The sequence below is a fragment of the uncultured Winogradskyella sp. genome (assembly GCF_963975125.1).
In the GTDB taxonomy this organism is placed as follows: Bacteria; Bacteroidota; Bacteroidia; order Flavobacteriales; family Flavobacteriaceae; genus Winogradskyella.
On the sequence record NZ_CAXBGB010000017.1, the window covers coordinates 18,206 to 38,459 of the forward strand.

The 20,254-nt window shown below is 32.7% G+C and carries 15 protein-coding genes; 7 read left to right on the forward strand and 8 right to left on the reverse strand.

Annotated features, from left to right (window positions below):
- Nucleotides 1-14 precede the first annotated feature (14 nt).
- From AAC053_RS04150 to AAC053_RS04160, 3 genes are all read left to right on the forward strand, one after another.
- A complete protein-coding gene (locus AAC053_RS04150) occupies nucleotides 15-899 on the forward strand; it encodes a glycosyl hydrolase family 17 protein (RefSeq protein ID WP_339753138.1) in 885 nt (294 codons plus the stop codon).
- A gap of 285 nt (nucleotides 900-1,184) precedes the next feature.
- Nucleotides 1,185-2,822 carry a T9SS type A sorting domain-containing protein gene (locus AAC053_RS04155; RefSeq protein ID WP_339753140.1) on the forward strand — a complete coding sequence of 546 codons (1,638 nt, stop codon included), beginning with the start codon at nucleotides 1,185-1,187 and terminating at the stop codon, nucleotides 2,820-2,822.
- Nucleotides 2,823-2,906: 84 nt separating this feature from the next.
- On the forward strand, nucleotides 2,907-3,905 hold the full coding sequence (locus AAC053_RS04160) for a LacI family DNA-binding transcriptional regulator (protein ID WP_339753143.1): 999 nt from the start codon (nucleotides 2,907-2,909) through the stop codon (nucleotides 3,903-3,905).
- 5 nt (nucleotides 3,906-3,910) lie between these two features.
- Here AAC053_RS04160 and AAC053_RS04165 read toward each other — a convergent pair whose 3' ends face one another.
- From AAC053_RS04165 to AAC053_RS04185, 5 genes are all read right to left on the reverse strand, one after another.
- Nucleotides 3,911-5,875 (reverse strand): DUF3857 domain-containing protein, encoded by a 1,965-nt coding sequence (locus AAC053_RS04165; protein WP_339753146.1) that lies wholly within the window; start codon nucleotides 5,873-5,875, stop codon nucleotides 3,911-3,913.
- 5 nt (nucleotides 5,876-5,880) lie between these two features.
- Nucleotides 5,881-7,833: a DUF3857 domain-containing protein gene (locus tag AAC053_RS04170; RefSeq protein WP_339753149.1), complete on the reverse strand. Its 1,953-nt coding sequence runs from the start codon at nucleotides 7,831-7,833 to the stop codon at nucleotides 5,881-5,883.
- Nucleotides 7,808-11,098 carry a tetratricopeptide repeat protein gene (locus AAC053_RS04175; protein ID WP_339753152.1) on the reverse strand — a complete coding sequence of 1,097 codons (3,291 nt, stop codon included), beginning with the start codon at nucleotides 11,096-11,098 and terminating at the stop codon, nucleotides 7,808-7,810. Before AAC053_RS04175 ends, AAC053_RS04170 begins: the two co-directional genes overlap by 26 nt.
- Before the next feature lie 107 nt (nucleotides 11,099-11,205).
- Nucleotides 11,206-11,577, reverse strand: coding sequence for a hypothetical protein (locus AAC053_RS04180; protein WP_339753155.1), 372 nt, complete (start codon nucleotides 11,575-11,577; stop codon nucleotides 11,206-11,208).
- A gap of 97 nt (nucleotides 11,578-11,674) precedes the next feature.
- Nucleotides 11,675-12,910 carry a glycosyltransferase N-terminal domain-containing protein gene (locus AAC053_RS04185; RefSeq protein WP_339753158.1) on the reverse strand — a complete coding sequence of 412 codons (1,236 nt, stop codon included), beginning with the start codon at nucleotides 12,908-12,910 and terminating at the stop codon, nucleotides 11,675-11,677.
- 285 nt (nucleotides 12,911-13,195) lie between these two features.
- On the opposite strand from AAC053_RS04185, the gene AAC053_RS04190 reads away from it, so the two are divergent.
- From AAC053_RS04190 to AAC053_RS04200, 3 genes are read left to right on the forward strand one after another with little or no spacing between them, the layout of a single operon-like run.
- Nucleotides 13,196-14,353 carry a DegT/DnrJ/EryC1/StrS family aminotransferase gene (locus AAC053_RS04190; protein WP_339753159.1) on the forward strand — a complete coding sequence of 386 codons (1,158 nt, stop codon included), beginning with the start codon at nucleotides 13,196-13,198 and terminating at the stop codon, nucleotides 14,351-14,353.
- A gap of 3 nt (nucleotides 14,354-14,356) precedes the next feature.
- Nucleotides 14,357-15,376 carry a UDP-glucose 4-epimerase GalE gene (gene galE, locus AAC053_RS04195; RefSeq protein ID WP_339753160.1) on the forward strand — a complete coding sequence of 340 codons (1,020 nt, stop codon included), beginning with the start codon at nucleotides 14,357-14,359 and terminating at the stop codon, nucleotides 15,374-15,376.
- Between the two features lie 7 nt (nucleotides 15,377-15,383).
- Nucleotides 15,384-16,661 (forward strand): amidohydrolase family protein, encoded by a 1,278-nt coding sequence (locus AAC053_RS04200; RefSeq protein ID WP_339753164.1) that lies wholly within the window; start codon nucleotides 15,384-15,386, stop codon nucleotides 16,659-16,661.
- A gap of 6 nt (nucleotides 16,662-16,667) precedes the next feature.
- Here the strand turns inward: AAC053_RS04200 and lspA are convergent, their stop codons facing one another.
- The 3 genes from lspA to AAC053_RS04215 form a co-directional block, all read right to left on the reverse strand.
- Nucleotides 16,668-17,165 carry a signal peptidase II gene (gene lspA / locus AAC053_RS04205; protein ID WP_339753166.1) on the reverse strand — a complete coding sequence of 166 codons (498 nt, stop codon included), beginning with the start codon at nucleotides 17,163-17,165 and terminating at the stop codon, nucleotides 16,668-16,670.
- 13 nt (nucleotides 17,166-17,178) lie between these two features.
- Complete coding sequence (gene fabD / locus AAC053_RS04210) at nucleotides 17,179-18,072, reverse strand: ACP S-malonyltransferase (protein ID WP_339753169.1); 894 nt, start codon at nucleotides 18,070-18,072, stop codon at nucleotides 17,179-17,181.
- A 166-nt stretch (nucleotides 18,073-18,238) separates the two neighbouring features.
- Entirely contained in the window at nucleotides 18,239-19,798 is a 1,560-nt protein-coding gene (locus AAC053_RS04215) for an FAD-dependent protein (RefSeq protein ID WP_339753172.1), read from the reverse strand.
- Nucleotides 19,799-19,863: 65 nt separating this feature from the next.
- Here AAC053_RS04215 and AAC053_RS04220 point away from each other — a divergent pair.
- On the forward strand, nucleotides 19,864-20,254 hold a 391-nt coding region (locus tag AAC053_RS04220; RefSeq protein WP_339753175.1), incomplete at its 3' end, for an SRPBCC domain-containing protein.

Genomic DNA, 20,254 nt, shown 5'->3' on the forward strand with positions numbered 1-20,254 from the left:
AAATAATAAAAGTTATGTCTAAAAGAGAAGAGAAGTTTCTGGCATTAGCATCTATTGATTATGCAGAGAAAAATATTGAAGAGTTAAGAAGTTTATATAAAGGAGTATTATCTCAAGGAACACATGGTCTTTGTTTTAGCCCATACATGGAGGGACAAGAGCCAGGAGACAAATTATCTGAAAAGCAAATAAGAAGACGTATAGAAATCATAAAGCCTTATACGAAATGGATTCGTTCATTTTCTTGTACAGAAGGAAATGAACTTATACCAAAAATAGCAAAAGAATATGGTATAAAAACGCTTGTTGGTGCATGGTTAGGAGATGATAAAGAAATTAATGCAAAGGAAGTTGCCGCACTAATAGAATTAGTAAATCAAGGTTATGTTGATATTGCAGCTGTTGGTAATGAAGTAATGTATCGCGGAGATCTAACAGAAGAAGAGTTGTTAGAACATATTTATAATGTTAAGAATTCTGTTAAGAATGTACCTGTTGGTTATGTAGATGCATATTATGAATTTACTGAGCGTCCTAATATCACAGAAGCATGCGATGTCATCTTAGCGAATTGTTATCCGTTTTGGGAAGGTTGTAACCTAGATTATTCTTTGCTTTATATGAAAGACATGTATCAAAGAGCATTAAGAGCTGGAAATGGAAAAAAAGTAATTATTTCTGAAACCGGTTGGCCTAATCAAGGTACTAATCTAGAAGGTGCTTTTCCATCAGAAGAAAATGCTATAAAGTATTTTATAAATACTCAAAAATGGTCTAAAGAAGATGATATAGACATATTCTTCTTTTCATCTTTTGATGAGTCTTGGAAAGTAGGCGGAGAAGGAGATGTTGGAGCATATTGGGGTATTTGGGATAAAAATGAAAAACTTAAATTCTAAGAAACTCTTCAAAACCTTAAAAGGAATTTCAAACAACACAACATTAGCACAACACCCGATCTTTAACAGGTAAATGAGATTGATTAAAGCGTTGACTTAACTCTTTGTTATATAGGCATTTGCTTAATTGTATAGCGAGGTAGAACAACAAAAAGAGAGTTGTATGTTTTTTGTCGTGGTATAATTATTTAATCTCTAATAAACATTATTTAGATTTATCAAGTACACAATTTAATCAATTAGGTTCTAAGAATAATTAATGAAAACTAAATAAAAACTACGATTATGAAAAAAATTACTTTTTTGCTTATGTTATTTGCAGTAACACTAGGTTATTCGCAATCCCCAGATGTTGTAGCTGCAACCCCAACTGAATTAGAAGCTGATGTTATCTCCATTTTTAGCGGTGCTTATACCGATGTTGCAGGATCAGGTTTTAACCCTAATTGGGGTCAATCAGGTTTTGGGTCAGCAAACACTGCTTTTGATGTTGTTGGATCTGGCGATCTTGCATTAGAATATTCTAATTGGAATTATCAAGGTACAGATATTGGTGCAGACCAAAATTTAACTGGTATGGTAACCCTTCACCTAGATATATGGACTAATGGTGAATCACCTAATGTTTTCTTAATAAGTCGGAGTACAGGAGAAAGATCTGTTAATGTACCTTCTAGCCCAGGCGTGTGGACTAGTGTAGAGATTCCTTTATCAGATTACACGAGTCAAGGATTAGGGATTACTGATATTTTTCAATTTAAATATGATGGCGGTAATGGTGCTGGTACTATTTACATAGATAACATATACTTTTCTAAACCACCTACAGATCCTAATACAGATGCAACGTTAAGCGATTTACAAGTAGATGGGGCTACAATTTCTGGTTTCGCTTCAGGTGCTACAACTTATACGTACGAGTTAGTTGTTGGTACAACAACACCTTTAGATATTACATCTACAACTACAACAGAAGCAGGTGCTAATGCCGTAATTACGCAAGCTACAACAGTACCAGGTGATGCTACTGTAGTAGTAACTGCTTCTAATGGAACAGATATGCAAACATATACTGTGTCTTTTGTTGCGACTTTGCCAGGAATACCACCAACACCGGCTAGTCCAGACGCTGAAGTATTAGCTTTACTAAGTGATATTACTGATACAGGTGGATTCACTAATTTCTGGAATCCTACATACTATTTTGGATCAAATATTGGTACTCCAGATTTAGATCCTACTGCAGGTGTTAGTAAAGTGGTGAAAATGGACTTTTCAACCGCTGGTTGGGGAGGTGGAATAAACACTGGTGCAGATGTTTATACAGATGTCTCTGCATACGGATTCCTTAACTTTAGCTATTTTGCAGTTGATGAGCCTGCTGGAGTTAATGGACACGAAGTTAAATTTATCCTTATTGGTGGCGGTGCTGGACCTTCTGGTGGTGGCGGAGAATTTTCTTATACAATGAAAGAAACAGGAAATGGTGGAGACGGAGATTTAGTTTTTGGTTCTTGGGAAAATGTTAGTGTTCCTTTATCTCATTTTGTAGGCCTTGGTTGGGCAACTGACAATTTCTTTCAATTCAAGCTTGGTAGTACTTCAGATTTAAATACAAAGACTGTTTATTTTGACAATATGTATTTTTCTGTAAATGCAGGAACAGTGTTAAATGTAAATGATTTTGAATTAGGTAGTGTTAATATTTATCCAAACCCAACCAATACAGTATGGAATATTAAAACGAACAATCAAAATATTAAAACAGTTCAAGTTTTTGATATCTTAGGAAAACAAGTAATTACTTTAACGCCTAATTCAACTGAAGTTTCTATAGATGCTTCAGGATTGAATGATGGTATTTACCTTGCTAAGGTTACATCTAATAATAGTACTATAACGGTTAAACTTGTTAAAAATTAAGAACTACTTTAAGTATTTTTTAAAAGCAATATAAAAGAGCGTATATTATACGCTCTTTTATATTTTAATAGAAAACCTTGAATAATGACTACACTTAAAGAGTTAGCTGCACTTCTAAATATTTCTGTTTCTACAGTTTCAAAGGCATTAAATAATAGCCATGAGATAAGTGAGAATACTAGACTACGCGTTAAAGAGTTGGCCGTTAAACTTAATTACAAACCTAATAGAATAGCACAACAGTTAAAGACAAGTAAAACTAAAACTATTGGTGTAATACTTCCAACGGTTACAAATCCATTTTTTGCTGAGGTATTACACGGTATCGAAATGGCTGCTACAAATAATGATTATGACATCATTGTTTGTCTTTCTAATGAAACTTTATATAAAGAAGAACGTAGCTTAGAACTATTATCTAATGGAAGTGTTGATGGTTTTATAATTGCTGTTGCGAGAGAGAGCCAAATAAAGAGAGAAACACATCATATAGAGTCTATTTTAGACAGTAAAATACCTGTTTTAATGTTCGATAGGGTTGTTAACGAAATTGAATGTGATAAAGTTATTGTTGATGATTTTAAATCGGTTTATGAAGCTACAGCGTATTTAATAGAAAAAGAGCATAGAAAAAACATACTACTTGTTAGTAATATTGAAGAGCTCAGTGTTGGAAAATTAAGAACTAAAGGTTACACAAAAGCATTACAAGACAATAATTTAAAGCCTAATATTTTAAAACTCGATAATGCTGTTGATGTTGAGGAGAGTATCTATAATTATTTATCCAAAAACAGTAAGATTGACGCTGTCATTTCAATAGATCACATTACCGGAATTGTTGCTATTAATATGGCTAAAAAATTAGGTAAAAGAATACCTAAGGATATGTCTGTTATAGGGTTTGGATATGAGCATACACAATTATTATCTAGTCCAAAGATTTCAATTATCCATCAGAAAGCGCATAAAATTGGTGAAATGTCTATGAAACTCCTTATTGATAATATAGGTGCTCAAAATCATAAACTTCAAACTATTGTAGTGCCAAGTGAACTAAATTTGAGTGAGTCGTCACTTTAATAATTTTACTCTTTAATTAACAACAGTGTAATCTTATTAAAATCGGCAGCACTATTAATCACTCGTCTATAATCTTCATAAATAGTTACAGGAATTTTATTGATTTTATAATATTCATTAGCAGTGATTTTTAATAGATTATCATCTAATTCATAGTAAGATTTAAAGCTTAATAATATTTTCCCATTTTTTTCAAACTCATTATCAATGTTAATTTCATCAAGATTTGCAATAGTATAACCTTCAGGAATTGTAATGTTGATAGTTCTTTCATAGCTGCGTTGAAATTCATTTTCTAAAGAAAGAACTCTCTCTTTTTCTTGGTATAATTCCATTTGTGAGCCGATGAGTTCTCCGACTTTAAAAAGATATTTCTTGCCTGCCTTTTCTACAAAGGCATCAGATGTGAAATCGATATCAAATACAATAGGTTTAATTCCGAATAATTCAGATTTATCATTCTCCATCTTAATCTTGTTAATAGTAACACCTTCATTTAGATTTTTTGCAAAACCTTCAATAAGTTCTTTCTTGTCTTCTGGTTTAACTAAATCTATATATGGATGTATAAACATGCCATAGTAACCAGACATTGATCTTTTAAGATTAATATATGTAGTAGAAATATCATCACTATCAAAATTAACATTGATAATCATGTTATCAGTAGAGTGAGATGCATCAACTGGTTTAATTTTTTTTATTTTACCAACAGCAGATACAAAATCGCCTACTTTTACTTGTTTAATGAAAAGACCATAAGTGTCTGTTAAATAACCAGGAGGAAAACCATAACGAGACTCATTTTCATTTGGTGCTAAATATTTTTTAGTCTTTGGGAAGTAGATAATAATGTCTTGTAAAAAGATGTTGGCTTCAAACTCTTTATCGAAATGCATAAACTTTCTACTGCAAGTAAATACCATATTGTGTTTAATATTTAATTCATTAAATATCGCTATATATAGCTTAATTAAACCACTTTCACTAGCTACTTTTTCTTCTATGATAGAATCTAAATTAGATAGTTTGTCACTACTAAATTCTGCAGCGAAAATATTAGTTTTTATATAGTTTTCTATGGCTCTAATCTTAGTGTCTAAATCTGCATTTTCTTCTAGTTTTAGCTCTCTAATAAGTCTTTTTAAAGCATTTTTAGTTTTTTTAGATAATTCTGCATTATAGAAATTATATACATTTTGTGCCACTGATGCATAAGAAGTAATATCTCTAGTATTATTTGCTGTATTAGAATCTAAAGCATAAATAATAAATTGGCGCTCTGCTGAGTATAGAGCTTGTGATTCTTCTTCCAGTTTTTCAACTTCTGAGAGTTTAAAAGACCAATGATTTTTAGTTTCAATGATGGTATCTTTTTCAACCTCTTTTAAGCCATTATAGCTCTTAAATTTAAAGACAAGATTAGACGGTGCGAAGACATCAAATTCAATATTCTTCTTTTTAAATTCATCTTGAAAACTAATGCGTTTCCCTTTATACACAGGACTTCGTTTTACAACATACATAAACTCAATAAAACTACCCTTTTCTATACCTTCAAAAGCAAAGTATTTATAGGTTCTTTTTGTTTCGTCATTTGTTGCTGTTAGTATTTTGGAATCATCTAAATCAATTACTTTTCCTGAAGGTGTAATAACTCTGGCTTTATTAACCAATAATTCTGAATCAGAATCGTAAGGCAAATAAATTTTGTTGTAGTCTTCAATAGCTTCATCTGAGTTTAAATAGTACGTTTTATGTTCTAAATAAAACTCAACAAACTGGCTGTCTTCTGTAAAGAAGAATTCAGTTGTAATTTTTTCTTTGAGAGCAACTAAATTGTCATTAGCATAGTCTTTAGTATTATAATTAGGTGTTTTATCCCAATCATAATTTTTGTAAAATGCTTGGCTGTTTGCCGTTAAGATAAATAGACAGAACGTGAGTAGGCTTAGTTTAAATAATTTCATGTGTATTAATTGAGTTTTTTAAAGACAACGGTTTCTTTGTACTGTTTTTCTATTTTTTTAATTGCATTATTTACAATCTTTTGCTCTACTGGTGAAAGCGATAGAAAATCCATTGTAAGTTCTTGTTTATAAATTATTTTATTATCCTTTTGGTTGTAGGAAATATTACACCTAACAAAGGTGTTATTTAACTCATAATTTTCTGGCATGTAATCTACTGCATAACCTTGTGGTATCTCTAAAGTGTTTTCGAAAATATAATAACTTTTATAAGTGACTTCAATTTCATTTTCCCTGTCTTCTTCTGTTCTGAAATTACTAGCTTCACGTTTAAGGTTGAGGTTAATGTAAATTTCATCTCCTAGCTGTTTAGCATAGTCATTGATGTTAAACTTATATTTAATTTTAAAGTCATCGTCATAACTGTATTTATTTATTTCTTCAAAATCTTTAATTAGAAATTTATTATTACCCTTTCTTAGTTTTTGCGTATAATAATTTTTTAATTCTTTGTCCGAATTGTTTGTTTCTAATTGATTATAAAAATCAATTTTATAATAGCCAGATAATGTGGTTTCACCATTACCAATAAGATGATTGTCACTTAACCTTAAATTCGATTTCTGAATGTAAGAGTTTGTTCTAGGATCCATTATAGGTACAGTTTCAATCTTAAATTTCCCTTCTCCATCTCCAATCAATGCTTCTTTACCTTGAATAAAAGACGATGGCATCTCAAGCGGAAGATAACGACCTGTAGCATCCAAGAAATAAGTTCTACCAGCTTCTATGTACGATAAAATCATATGATTATCTACAATTGGTGTTGGTACTTCTGTATAAGAATAAGGAATTGTACGAGTGCCAATCCAGGTTAAATTGCCTTTTAAGCCTGCAACTTTTAGCATTTCATAAAGAATACTAGAGTTATCTTTACAATCGCCATACTTTTTGTTAAACACATCATTGGCTTCACGCGGAATAAAACCACCTAAGGCATACTCAAAAGCAATATATTTAATATTCTGTTGTGTCCAATAATAAATAGCTCTCACTCTTTCTAGTTCTGTATTGCTGTCTTTTGTAATCTCATTTACCAAAGCCACTAAGGCATCGTCTGTCGGCTGCTGATTAATATCTTTAACCATAGAATAATACCAATTGTAGAGGTCTGATACATCGTTTAATAGTTTTACCTCCTTGTCTTTTGTATTGTAAGATGTTATAATAGGTACAATATGTGGCAAAACTTTTTTGTAAGTTGGGACACTACTCTCGTATTTAATTTCATCAACATCTTTTATTTCCCATGTGTAAATAATAGAGTTTCGTTTTTCTTCTTTATTGAATACAATAGTATAACCATCTGTGTTAAACTCCTGAAATCTAAAATTGACTTCTATATCAGCAATTAGGGTGACTTTTTTATTTTTAATTGGGTAGAAATTGCCAAAGAATATAGGACTTAAGAACCTTGGGTTTTTTACAATTTCTGTGTATTCTAATTTAGTTTTACCACCTTCGGCTAAATTAGAATAGATAAAATTGAGCGATTTTGTGTCGTCGTGAAACGAATTCTCTAATTCATCTTTTTCAACAAAATCTTCTACTTCAAAGGCTTTGTATTTTCCGTCTTTATATTGGTAGGAAGTTGCTTCGACAGATTCTAGTTCGAAAAACGCTGAAAAGTCTAATGATTTCTTAGATCCGTAGGTTGCAGATTCGTCTAAAAATAAATCCTCCTCCAAAAAATACTGTTTAATCTCTAGTTCATCATTCTTTAGTTTTACTGAAATTTTAATTTCATCCAGCAATCTCACAAACGAAGCTTCTGGATATTTGCTTTTTAAGGCTTTAAATTCTTCTGAATATTGCGCTTGTGCAAAGAAAAAAGAATTTAAGACTACTAATAATAATATGTACTGCTTGGGTTTATTCTGCTTTATATACTGAACCATTGAAATAATATTCTGTTTTAATTAATTGACCACTATTATCATAGAGTTTACGCTCACCATGTCTTTCATTGGTCTTGTAGTTTACAACCTCTTTTGTTTTGCCACTAGGGTGATTTATAGTTGTTATTCCTTCAAGAACGCCAAAATAATAGTTAGATTTTTTCTTAATGGTACCATCTTCATAATAATCTATATAATCACCATGATACTCACCATCTTTATATTGTAATTCGTTTTCTAAAGCACCAGAATAATAATAAGTCTTATAATTAGTAACAAGTTGACCATTTTTATAATTCATTGTTCTAGAAGGTTTGCCATTGTCGTAAAATGCCTCAACTTTTACTGTCTCTTTTATAATAGGAATCATCTCTTTTTCATTACCCGAAGTGTCTAAATAAGAGTAACCAATGAGCGTGCCATGATTGTAAAACCTCACCAATTGTAGATTTCCGTTTTGGCTGTAAAATTCTTTACGACCATGTTGGTTTCCTTTTACATAAGTGGTTTTATTATCTATTTTCCCATCTTCAAAATACGAAAGCCAAGTCCCGCTTTTTAGACCATATTCATAATAAGACTCATCTTCAATTTGCCCATTTTCATAGTAGCGAATAGATTTCCCATTTTCACTACCATTTAGATATGTTTCTTTATATTTTACATTCCCATTTGGAAAACGCCATATCCATTCATCATTCTGTTGGCCATTAACATAACTGCCAGTAATGGATAAGTTACCATCAAAATCATAACTTTTATAGCTGCCATGTTCTAAGTTGTTGACATAATTAATTTCTCGTTCTTTATTTCCATTGAAGTGATTAGTTATAAGGGTGTATTTTTCTTTGGCATTGGCAAAATCTACTGTTTGATGAATTTTGTTATTAGTATTATAGAAGACCTCTTTAATTACTGTACCAAACTGATAATAGGTGTCTTTAGTTAAATCACCGTTTACTCCAAAAACTTGTTGTTTTCCATGTACTTGCCCCTTATGATAAAAGCTGATATTGTTTAAAACCCCATCAATATTGTAAAATCTCCATTCTCCATGTTGATAACTATCTTTGTACCAGCCTTGCGTTTGAAGCTTACCGTTAATATGAAATGCCTCATAATAACCTGTTGAATTACCTTTGTTAAATTGAGAAATACTATAGACCTGTCCATTAGTATAATATGCTTTGTGCGTTCCTATAGCTAAACCCTCTTCATATTCTCCTTGTTCGGTTAAAATTCCATTGTCATCAAAGAATTTCCATTCTCCCATCTTACCACCTTTAATATCGTACTCACCTTCAGACAATATACTTCCGTTAGGATAAAACCCCTTAAAGTAAAATTTGCCGCCTTTTTTGCGATTTTGGGTAAGGACTTCACCCGTTTTATCAAAATACTTATAGTTAATAATTTCACCACGCCTATACTCAAATTCATAATAAAGTTTTCCGTCTGTATCGTAGGCCTTATATAAGCCAGTAAATTTACCTTTGTCATATTCGATTTCAGACTCTAAGGTACCATCTAGATAATACGTTTTCCATTTACCATCAAAAAAGCCGTCTATACTTTGACCTTGTTGACTTATTTGGCCATTGGAGTGATATTCTATGTAAGAACCATTGAGTGCATTGTTAGTATAAGTAGCTTCTAATGATTTTTGTTTATTCCAATAATATTTGGTTTCAAGACCATTGCGCTCACCGTTTTTAAATTCAATTTTAGAATAAATATCTCCATTTGTATAAAATTCTATGGTGCTTTTCTGGGCTTTATCACCCGTATAGTCAATATCAAATTCTAGAATAGACTCACCAACATCAAAATAAGCCAGATATTTTCCGTCTAATTCGTCAGCCTTGTAATATTTTTTTTGCTTCAAAGCTCCAGTTGACAGGAAATATAAGTACTCGCCTTCAAATTTACCGTCTTTGATGTAAGTAGAAATATAAGGTTTGCCGTTATCGTACCAAGATTTGTTTTCGCCATTAAGCACACCATTTGTATAAACAGCAGTTTCTTTTAGTTTTCCATTATTGTGATACCAAGACCATTTTCCATGCCTTTCACCTTTATTATCGTAGCCACCCTTTCCATTTATTTTACCATTTATGTTGTAATAGACCCAATCGCCGATTGTAGTTTCACCATTCATTTGTCCTTCACCTTGAAGAACTCCCTCCAAGAAGTAGTAATTAATATCTTTTTCGGTGCCATCAATCATTTTTTCTTGAGGTGACATCACATCATAAGATTTTGAAATGAGTCTCGCCATAAATGCTGTTACATTATCTGTTTTCTTAGCCACCAGCTTTTTTAATTTCTCATTTTTTATTGAATAAACTAAAGTGTAAACGAAATCATTAAATTGTTTACTTTCTTTAATCCACTTATATATTGGTACGTATCGCTTGTCCCAAAAACCACCATTGCCTTCAAAATCTTCTAGCTGTTCTAATATGGCATGACTCTGCTTAACTAGCGCAATGTCAATATCATGATCAACTTTATAGTCATTACTTAGTGCAATTCTATTATCGAGTATGAGGTCAATATCTTCAAAGGCTTCATCATCTTCAGAAACAACCAATTCGTCATTAGCTTCATTCTCGTTTTTTCCAGAGATGGCTTCATTAACGTATTTAAGAAGAGCAAATGCACGCTCAGAATCTGGCTCTACCATAAGCGCCATATTATAGCACATAAGAGCTTGCGTTGTAAGGTTTTGCTTGTAGCAGATATTACCCAAGAATAGATGTGCATTTCTGTAAAGAGGGCTTATTGTAATAACCTCTTGGTAGGCAGCTATTGCTTTTGGAATGTCATCCATTTTTTCGTAACAGGTAGCTTTATTAAACCAAAGTTTGTGATTGGCAGGAAAAATCTCTAGAGCTTTATCGTAAATAGTTATAGCGTCTTGATATTTCTCTAATTTCTCTAATGCTACTCCCTTGTTCATCATTAAGAATAATTGAGAACTACTCTCACAGTTCAATTGTAATCCTTCATCTGAAACCTCTATAGCTGCTTTATACTTTTTTTGTTGAATAAGATAGTAAGATTTTGAGGTGAGTATAGAACAATAGGTTGAATCGTTTTTACTTATCTTATTTAAAGACTCTAAAGCTTTGCTATAATCTTTATCATTTGAGAACTTTGTAACTTCTTCAACGATAGTTTCATAATCGATATAGGGAATTTTATCTTGAGAAATTGCGGCAAAATTTACCAGTAAAAATGAAAGTAAAATGATTTTTTTCATGTATAAAATAGCTCGTTAATTATTAAAGCAATATAACAATATGCTAATGAAAGGCATAAAAAAACCTGATTTTCATCAGGCTTTTTAGTTTATATAACGAAAAGTGATTAGTTACCTTTCATTTTATCTGCTGCATTATTTACAGCATCAGCACCAGCTTTTTTAGCTTTATCTACAGCATCACTACCAGCTTCTTTTGCACTTTCTACAGCATCACTTGCAGCATCTTTAACACTATCCACTGCATCTCCTGCGGCTTCTTTAGCGTTATTTACAGCATCACTACCAGCTTCTTTTGCACTATCTACTGCATCTTTTGCAGCACTTTCTACAGCATCAGTAGCATCTTCTACCGCATCACTTGCAGCATCAGCAGCATTCTCTACTGCGTCTTCAGTCTTCTCCTTTGTCTCTCTACAAGAAGTAAATGATAATCCTAGCACAGCAACTAGTGCTAAGCTTAATACAACTTTTTTCATTTTAATAGTTTTAGTGTTAATTTTTGTTAATATACGAAAATATTAATTTCAATGAATTTTTAACATAAATTCACAACTCATTCTTTGCACATCTGTGTTATATATGTATATAATCAAGGATTTGGAGGACAGCACCTCTGTTTTTTTGTATATAATCCTTATTTATACTTCCTTGTTTTTCTCTGATAGAACTGTTATTTATTAACTCATTTATTGTCGATTCGAAAACTTTAGAAGTTGAAACAGAGTTTAATCCTCCGATCTTTATCAATTTTTTTGCCTCTGGAAATTTATCATGATTTTCACCAATCAAAATTGGAATACCAAAAACGGCAGGTTCTAATATATTATGCAAGCCTGTTGAACCAGCTGCTCCTCCAACATATGCAATATCAGCGTAGCTATAGACTTTACTCAAGTAACCAATAGTATCCATAATAAAAACATTGTAATTAGATAAATCCTTGTTATTCATTTCAGAAAAACTGATGGTTTTCAATTCTAGTTGAGAATGCAAAGAAGTTGTGTAACTCGGTTTTATATTATGAGGCGCAATAATAAACTTAATGTTTTGTTTAGAATGATTATTGATAAAATCTATGTACAACTTATCATCTTCTGGCCATGTACTTCCAAAAACGACGCATAGTTTGTCAGCTTTAAATTCTTCAATAAAAGAAACAGAATTATCAACTTTTAGTTGATTTGAAACACGATCAAAGCGTGTATCTCCAGAAATTGAAGTATTTTGATAATTTATACTATTAAGTAATGTTTTAGAGTTTTCATCTTGGGTGAAGATATGTTTAAATCCAAATAAGGCAGATTTCATAAAACGACCATACCATTTAAAAAAGCTTTGGTTTTCTCTAAATACAGCTGATATTAGTATGGCATTGAGCTGTCGCTTTTTTATTTCTAGTAAAACATTTGGCCATATTTCATACTTTACAAAGATGATATAATCTGGATTTACGATGTCTAAAAAACGTTTTGCATTAGCTTTTGTATCTAAAGGAAGATAAACAACGACATCAGCAAGTTTTGTGTTTTTTCTAACCTCATAACCCGAAGGTGAAAAAAAGGATAGTACTATTCTATAATTTGGATGTTTAGTTTTTAAGGCTTCAAAAACAGGTAAGCCTTGCTCGTATTCTCCTAAAGAGGCACAATGAAACCAAAAGGTTTTATCATTGGGTTGAATAGAATTTTTAAGTTTTTGAAATGTTTCTGTTCTTCCATTAACACCTTGTTTTAGTTTAGTATTAAACAGCGACAACAGTTTTATAACAAAACTCGCAATGTAAATTCCTATGGAATAAAATATTCTCAAAGACAAAGATTTGTGCTAAAATACATTTCTTTCAATTAAATGCATTGGACTTGTCTTGACTTTTTGTGTTTAACCGAAAATGAGATAGAATTTGTTCAGATGAGACTATTTTTGAAAGACATAGCATTGCTATGTATGAGAGAATAGATGAAATATGGGCGAATATTAATTATTTTTTAGGAAATAGAAAAAGTCAAGACGAGTTCATTGTCATAGCGATTACAATTTCGTATTTTCGCTTAGAGCATTAGGCTTTTTTATTTAGACTAAAATGTATTCTTCAGAATGAAAAAAATTCAAATGGTAGACCTTCTAGGTCAATATGCTAAAATTAAAGATATAGTAGATCCTTCGATAGAAGAAGTGATGAATAGTGCGGCCTTTATAAACGGTCCAAAAGTACATCAGTTCCAAAAAAACCTCGAAGATTATTTGGGAGTTAGAAACGTAATTCCATGTGCTAACGGAACGGACGCTTTGCAAATAGCAATGATGGGTTTAGGCTTAAAACCAGGTGATGAAGTTATAACTGCTGATTTTACTTTTGCTGCTACTGTTGAGGTTATTGCACTTTTACAATTAACACCAGTTTTGGTAGATGTAGATCCCATTACTTTTAACATAGATATTAAGGCTATTAAAAACGCAATTACACCAAAAACAAAAGCAATTGTGCCTGTGCACCTATTTGGTTTAGCAGCTAATATGGATGCTATTATGGACTTGGCAAAGGAGCATAATTTATATGTCATTGAAGATAATGCACAAGGTATTGGTGCAGATTATACACATAGAGATGGTTCTAAAACAAAAACAGGAGCGATAGGTCACGTGGCTTCAACGTCTTTTTTTCCTTCAAAAAATTTAGGATGTTATGGTGATGGAGGAGCTATTTTTACCAATGACGATGAATTAGCGCATATCATAAGAGGTATCGTAAATCATGGTATGTACGAGCGTTATCATCATGATGTTGTTGGTGTAAACTCACGATTAGATTCCATTCAAGCAGCAGTTTTAGATGCTAAATTACCGCTTTTAGATACTTACAATAAAGCGAGAAGAAATGCGGCAAGAAAATATAATGAAGCATTTAAAAATCATCCTAAAATTACAACACCAAGCGGATTAACAGCCTGTGATGGTATATGTGACACTTGCGATTGCCATGTGTTTCATCAATATACACTCAACCTAAAAGATGTAAATAGAGATGGTTTGGTTGCGCATTTACAGAAGAAAAATATCCCTTGTGGAGTGTATTACCCAATCCCTTTACACAAACAAAAAGCATATACAGACAATAGATATAACGAAGATGATTTTAAAGTTACTAATCATTTAGTAACCTCTGTAATTTCTTTACCAATGCACACTGAGCTAGATGATGAGCAAATAGAGTTTATAACAACGACAGTTTTAAACTTTATAAACGCAAATTAGAGTATGAAAATTTTAGTTACTGGTGGTTTAGGTTTTATTGGGTCACATACTGTTGTTGAATTGCAAAACGAAGGCTTTGACGTTGTAATTATTGATGATTTAAGCAATTCTTCCCTTGAAGTTTTAGAGGGTATTACTTCGATTTCAGGTATTAAACCTTATTTTGAGGAACTCGATCTAAAAATAAAATCAGATGTTAAATCATTTTTCAGTAAACACAGTGATGTTGTCGGTGTGATACATTTTGCAGCTAGCAAAGCCGTCGGAGAAAGTGTAAAAGAACCTTTAATGTATTATGAAAATAATATAAGTACTTTGGTTTATGTGCTTCAAGAAATGACTAAACTTAATAGACAAAATTTTATTTTCAGTTCATCATGTACAGTTTATGGACAGGCGGACGAATTGCCAATAACTGAAAATGCGCAAGTAAAACCAGCTCAATCACCTTATGGTAATACCAAACAAATTGGTGAAGAGATTATACAAGATACTTGTAAGGTCAATGAAAAATTAAACAGCATAGCATTGCGATATTTTAACCCGATAGGTGCACACCCTTCGACTGAAATAGGTGAATTACCAATAGGAGTCCCACAAAATTTAGTGCCATTTATTACGCAAACGGCAATGGGTATGCGAGAACGACTTTCTGTTTTTGGTGGTGATTATGCAACTCCAGACGGAACTTGTGTGAGAGACTATATACATGTGGTTGATTTAGCAAAAGCGCATGTTGTAGCTCTTCAACGGTTATTAGAAAATAAAAACACATCTAACTACGAAGTTTTTAATTTAGGAACAGGTAAAGGAAGTTCTGTATTAGAAGCAATACATTCGTTTGAGAAAGTATCTAAAAAAAAATTAAAATATAAAATCGTGGATAGAAGAGAAGGTGATATTACAGCTGCTTATGCAGAAACTTCTAAAGCCAATAATGTGTTAGGTTGGAAAACAGAATTGAGTTTAGACGACGCTATGTCTTCTGCTTGGAAATGGGAACAGAAAATTAGAAATAAATAAATTGAATATGAAATCTTTACTCAGAATTTTAGTGCTACTTTTTACAGTTTCACTTACAGCACAGAGCACCTATTTACATTGTGGAAAATTAGTAGATACAGAATCTGGTAAAGTCTTAACTGAAAAAACAGTCATTGTTTCAGGTAATAAAATTATTAGTGTTGAAGATGGATATACTAATCCTAAGAATTCTGAAGATACAGTTATTGATTTAAAATCTAAAACTGTAATGCCTGGCTTAATTGATATGCATGTGCATATTGAAGGAGAAACAAGTCCAACTCGTTATTTAGAGCGATTCACAAAAAATAAAGCTGATGTAGCATTCGTGTCTGTAGAGATTGCTAAAAGAACATTAATGGCTGGTTTCACTGCAGTTAGAGATTTAGGAGGAAGTGGTGTAAATGTTGCACTACGTAATGCTATTAATAAAGGAACAGTTTCAGGACCAAGAATTTTTACAGCAGAAAAGGCTATTGGCACTACAGGTGGTCATGCAGATCCAACAAATGGAATGCGAAAAGAATTAATGGGTGATCCTGGACCTGCTGAAGGAGTTATAAATGGTTTAGAAGATGCTAGGAAAGCGGTTAGACAGCGCTATAAAAACGGTGCAGACCTTATAAAAATTACTGCAACAGGTGGTGTTTTGAGTGTGGCTAAAAATGGTCAGAATGCTCAATTCACGCAAGGGGAAGTTAACGAAATCGTAAAAACAGCCAAAGAGTACGGAATGGTTGTAGCAGCTCATGCTCATGGAAAAGAAGGAATGAAGCGCGCAGTAATTGCAGGAGTTCAAACGATAGAGCATGGGTCATTTATGGATAAAGAAGTTGCTGCATTAATGAAGCTAAACAACACGTATTTAGTGCCAACACTTTCTGCAGGACGATATGTTGAAGAAAAAGCTAAAATTCCAAATTATTATCCGCTAGTGATTCTTCCTAAAATTACAAGCACAATGGCTGTACTTGATAAAACTATTGAAATGGTTATTAAAGAAGGTGTTCCAATTGCATTTGGGACTGATGCTGGAGTATTTCCTCATGGTGAAAATGCGAAAGAATTTGTTTATATGGTAGAAGCCGGATGGTCTCAAATGTTTTCTTTACAAAGTGCAACAATAACAAATGCGATGTTGCTAGACATGGAAACCGAATTAGGACAAATTAAAGAAGGTTACTTAGCCGATATTATTGCTGTAGATGAAGATCCAACAAAGGATATTTCAACAATGGAGAATGTTACTTTTGTAATGAAGAATGGGATGATTTACAAACAATAATTCAACTTAGGCTTCTAAAGCCTCTTTTTTCTTTTTATTAAAAATACCACTAAATAGTAGCATTATCATTCCTGTGGTTACTGAAAGGTCAGCAACATTAAAAATCCCTGTTTTAAAAACACCACCTAAGTTGATAAAGAAAAAGTCAGTGACTTGTCCGTAAACGATACGGTCAAAAACATTAGCGATTCCACCGCCTATAATACAACAGAATGCAATTAGGCTTAAACGGTCTAGTTCTTTCGTTTTGATTATGTAATATATCACATATCCCAATACTAAAGTAGGAAGAATGAGCAAGAAAATTAGTTTTAAAGTGTCGTTCATGTCGCTACCCATACCTAGGAAAGCTCCTTTGTTTTCAACATATTGCATTATAAACTTGTCTCCAACGAGGGATTTAATTTCACCGTATTCAAAATTAGCGCGAACCAATACTTTCGAAATCTGATCAATAGCAATATTAAATACGATAAGGGATACGATAAATAAGTTTCTCTTCAAAACGATAGGGAGATTAGGCGTTAGTATCTAGAGTTGCTGAAGCGGTTTCTGCTTCTCTGTTTATTTTTCTTACTAGACCTTGTAAAACTTTTCCAGGGCCTACTTCTGTAAAATGTGATGCACCATCAGCTATCATTTGTTGTACAGATTGTGTCCAACGCACAGGTGCAGTTAATTGAGAAATTAGATTGGCTTTTATTTCGTTTTCATCAGTAATGGCAGATGCCGTTACATTCTGATATATTGGGCAATTCGGCTTGCTAAAAGTCGTATTCTCAATTGCAGCAGCTAATTCTTCTCGTGCTGGTTCCATAAGTGGTGAGTGAAATGCTCCACCAACAGGCAGTACCAAAGCACGTCTTGCGCCTTCTTCTTTTAGAGCTTCACATGCTCTGTTTATTGCTTCAACATCACCAGAAATTACTAGCTGACCAGGGCAATTGTAGTTTGCAGCAACAACAATACCTTCTGTTGTTGCACATATTTTTTCAACGATATCATCTTCTAAACCTAAAACTGCAGCCATAGTGCTTGGTTGTATTTCACATGCTTTTTGCATCGCTCGAGCACGTTGCGATACTAACTTTAAACCATCTTCAAAAGTTAAAGCACCAGCAGCGACTAAAGCTGAAAATTCTCCAAGCGAGTGACCTGCAACCATATCTGGCTTAAAAGTATCACCTAAAGTTTTAGCTAAGATTACCGAATGTAAAAATATAGCAGGTTGTGTTACTTTCGTTTCCTTTAAGTCTTCTGCAGAACCTTCAAACATAATGTCTGTAATATGAAAGCCTAAAATATCATTAGCTTTTTCAAATAATTCTTGTGCCAAAGGTGAATTTTCGTAAAGATCTAATCCCATTTCTGAGAATTGAGCTCCTTGACCTGGAAAGATATATGCGTTCATTGCTGTTTTAATTTAAGATGCAAAAATAGGAATATTTTTTTTAGATTTTAGACCGCTTCGCTGTTAGATATTAGAGCAAAAATTAAACATTACTTTATTTAAATATAGAGAGCCTTTATTCTGTTTTAGCAGTTCCGAAACTTCAGAACAATTTAATTTTTATTATTTACAATCCAATTATTGCTGCTTCAGCACAACGCTCGCCATCCATAGCTGCAGAAACTATGCCACCAGCATAACCACCACCTTCACCACAAGGATATAAATTAGAGATTTCTGGATGTTCTAAGGTTTCTGTTCTTGGTATATTTACTGGTGATGAGGTACGCGATTCTACACCAATTACATTAGCCTCTTCTGTATAATAACCTCTCATTTTTTCTCCGAATGCTTTAAACCCTTTACGTAATGAACCACCAATTAGTTTTGGTAATAAGGAATGCAATGGTGCTGATTTTAAACCAGGTTGGTATGAGGTTTCATTTAAACTAGCAGATAGATTGCCTTCAACAAAATCGGTAAGTCTTTGTGCTGGTGCAGATTGTCGTCGTCCACCTGCAGTAAAAGCCAAACGTTCTAAGTCTTTTTGATATTCTATTGCTTTTAAAGCACCAAAATGTTCGTATTTGTATAAATCTTTATCTGCATTAATTTCGGTAACAATACCAGAATTTGCAAACTTATTATTTCGTTTTGATGGTGACATACCATTAACTACAACTTCGCCATTAGCCGTTGCGGCAGGTACTATAAACCCACCTGGACACATGCAAAACGAATAGACTCCACGGTTATTAACTTGTTGCACTAAACTATAAGCTGCAGGAGGCAATAATTCATCTCGTGGTTCGCCTTTACAATGATACTGAATACCATCAATAATTTCTTGAGGATGCTCAACACGAACTCCCATGGCAAATGATTTTGCCTTTAACGCGATATTCTTATCATTCAATAAATAGAAAATGTCTCGAGCAGAATGTCCTGTTGCTAGTATAACTTTTTCAACTTCTAATTCATTTCCATTTTTAAGCTGAATGGCAACAATTTTATTGTCCTTTATAGTTAAGTCTGTAACTCTTGTTTCAAAATGTACTTCTCCTCCAAATTTTAATATAGTTTCTCTTATATTCTGAACAACCTTCGGTAATTTATTAGTCCCAATATGTGGATGGGCATCTACCAAAATTTGGTCTGTCGCACCATGATACACAAGATTTTCAAAAATTCTGCGAACATCACCACGTTTTAAACTACGCGTATAGAGTTTACCATCACTATAAGTTCCAGCTCCTCCTTCTCCAAAGCAATAATTAGAATCTTCATTTACAAAATGATCTTGATTTATAGCTTTTAAATCACGACGACGATCTTGAACATTTTTACCACGTTCTAAAACAATGGGTTTATAACCCAATTCTATACAACGTAATGCGGCCCACATTCCTGCTGGTCCAAAGCCTATAATATGAATGGGTTTACCGTTAGACACATCTTTATAATCAAAAGTGTAATCTGATGTCTCAGGTACAGGCTCGTTGATATACACTTCAACTTTATAGTTAAACATGATTCGACGTTTGCGTGCATCAATCGATTTTCTAAGAATCTTAATTCCAGAAATCTCAGAAGGTTTCATTCCCAATTCATATGCTGCTTTATTCAGCAAACCATCAGGTTTACCTTCTTCATGAAGATTAATACGTAGTTGCAAAGTTTTTATCATATTGCGAAATTAGTTATATTTATTAGTACAAAAGTTTAACCAAAGAAATATATAATTATAACGATATGGATTTTACATTAACAACAACTATAAAGGCAACGGCAAAACAAATTTATAAATCATGGTTAAGCACACAGAGGCATACTAAAATGACTGGAGGTACGGCTTTTGTTTCAGATAAAGTTGGTGAAAAGTTTACAGCATGGGAAGGTTATATTACAGGAAAGAATATAGAGTTAGAACCTTATAATAAGATTGTTCAATCTTGGAGAAGTAGTAATTTTGAAGACAGTGAAACGGATTCTCAAATAGAAATTCTGCTTTCTGAAAATGATGTACAAACAACACTAACTCTAAAACACACCAATGTGCCAGAATCTGGTGATCATTACAAAAAAGGTTGGGAAGAACATTACTTTGCACCGATGCGAAATTATTTTGAAACTTTGAATAAAG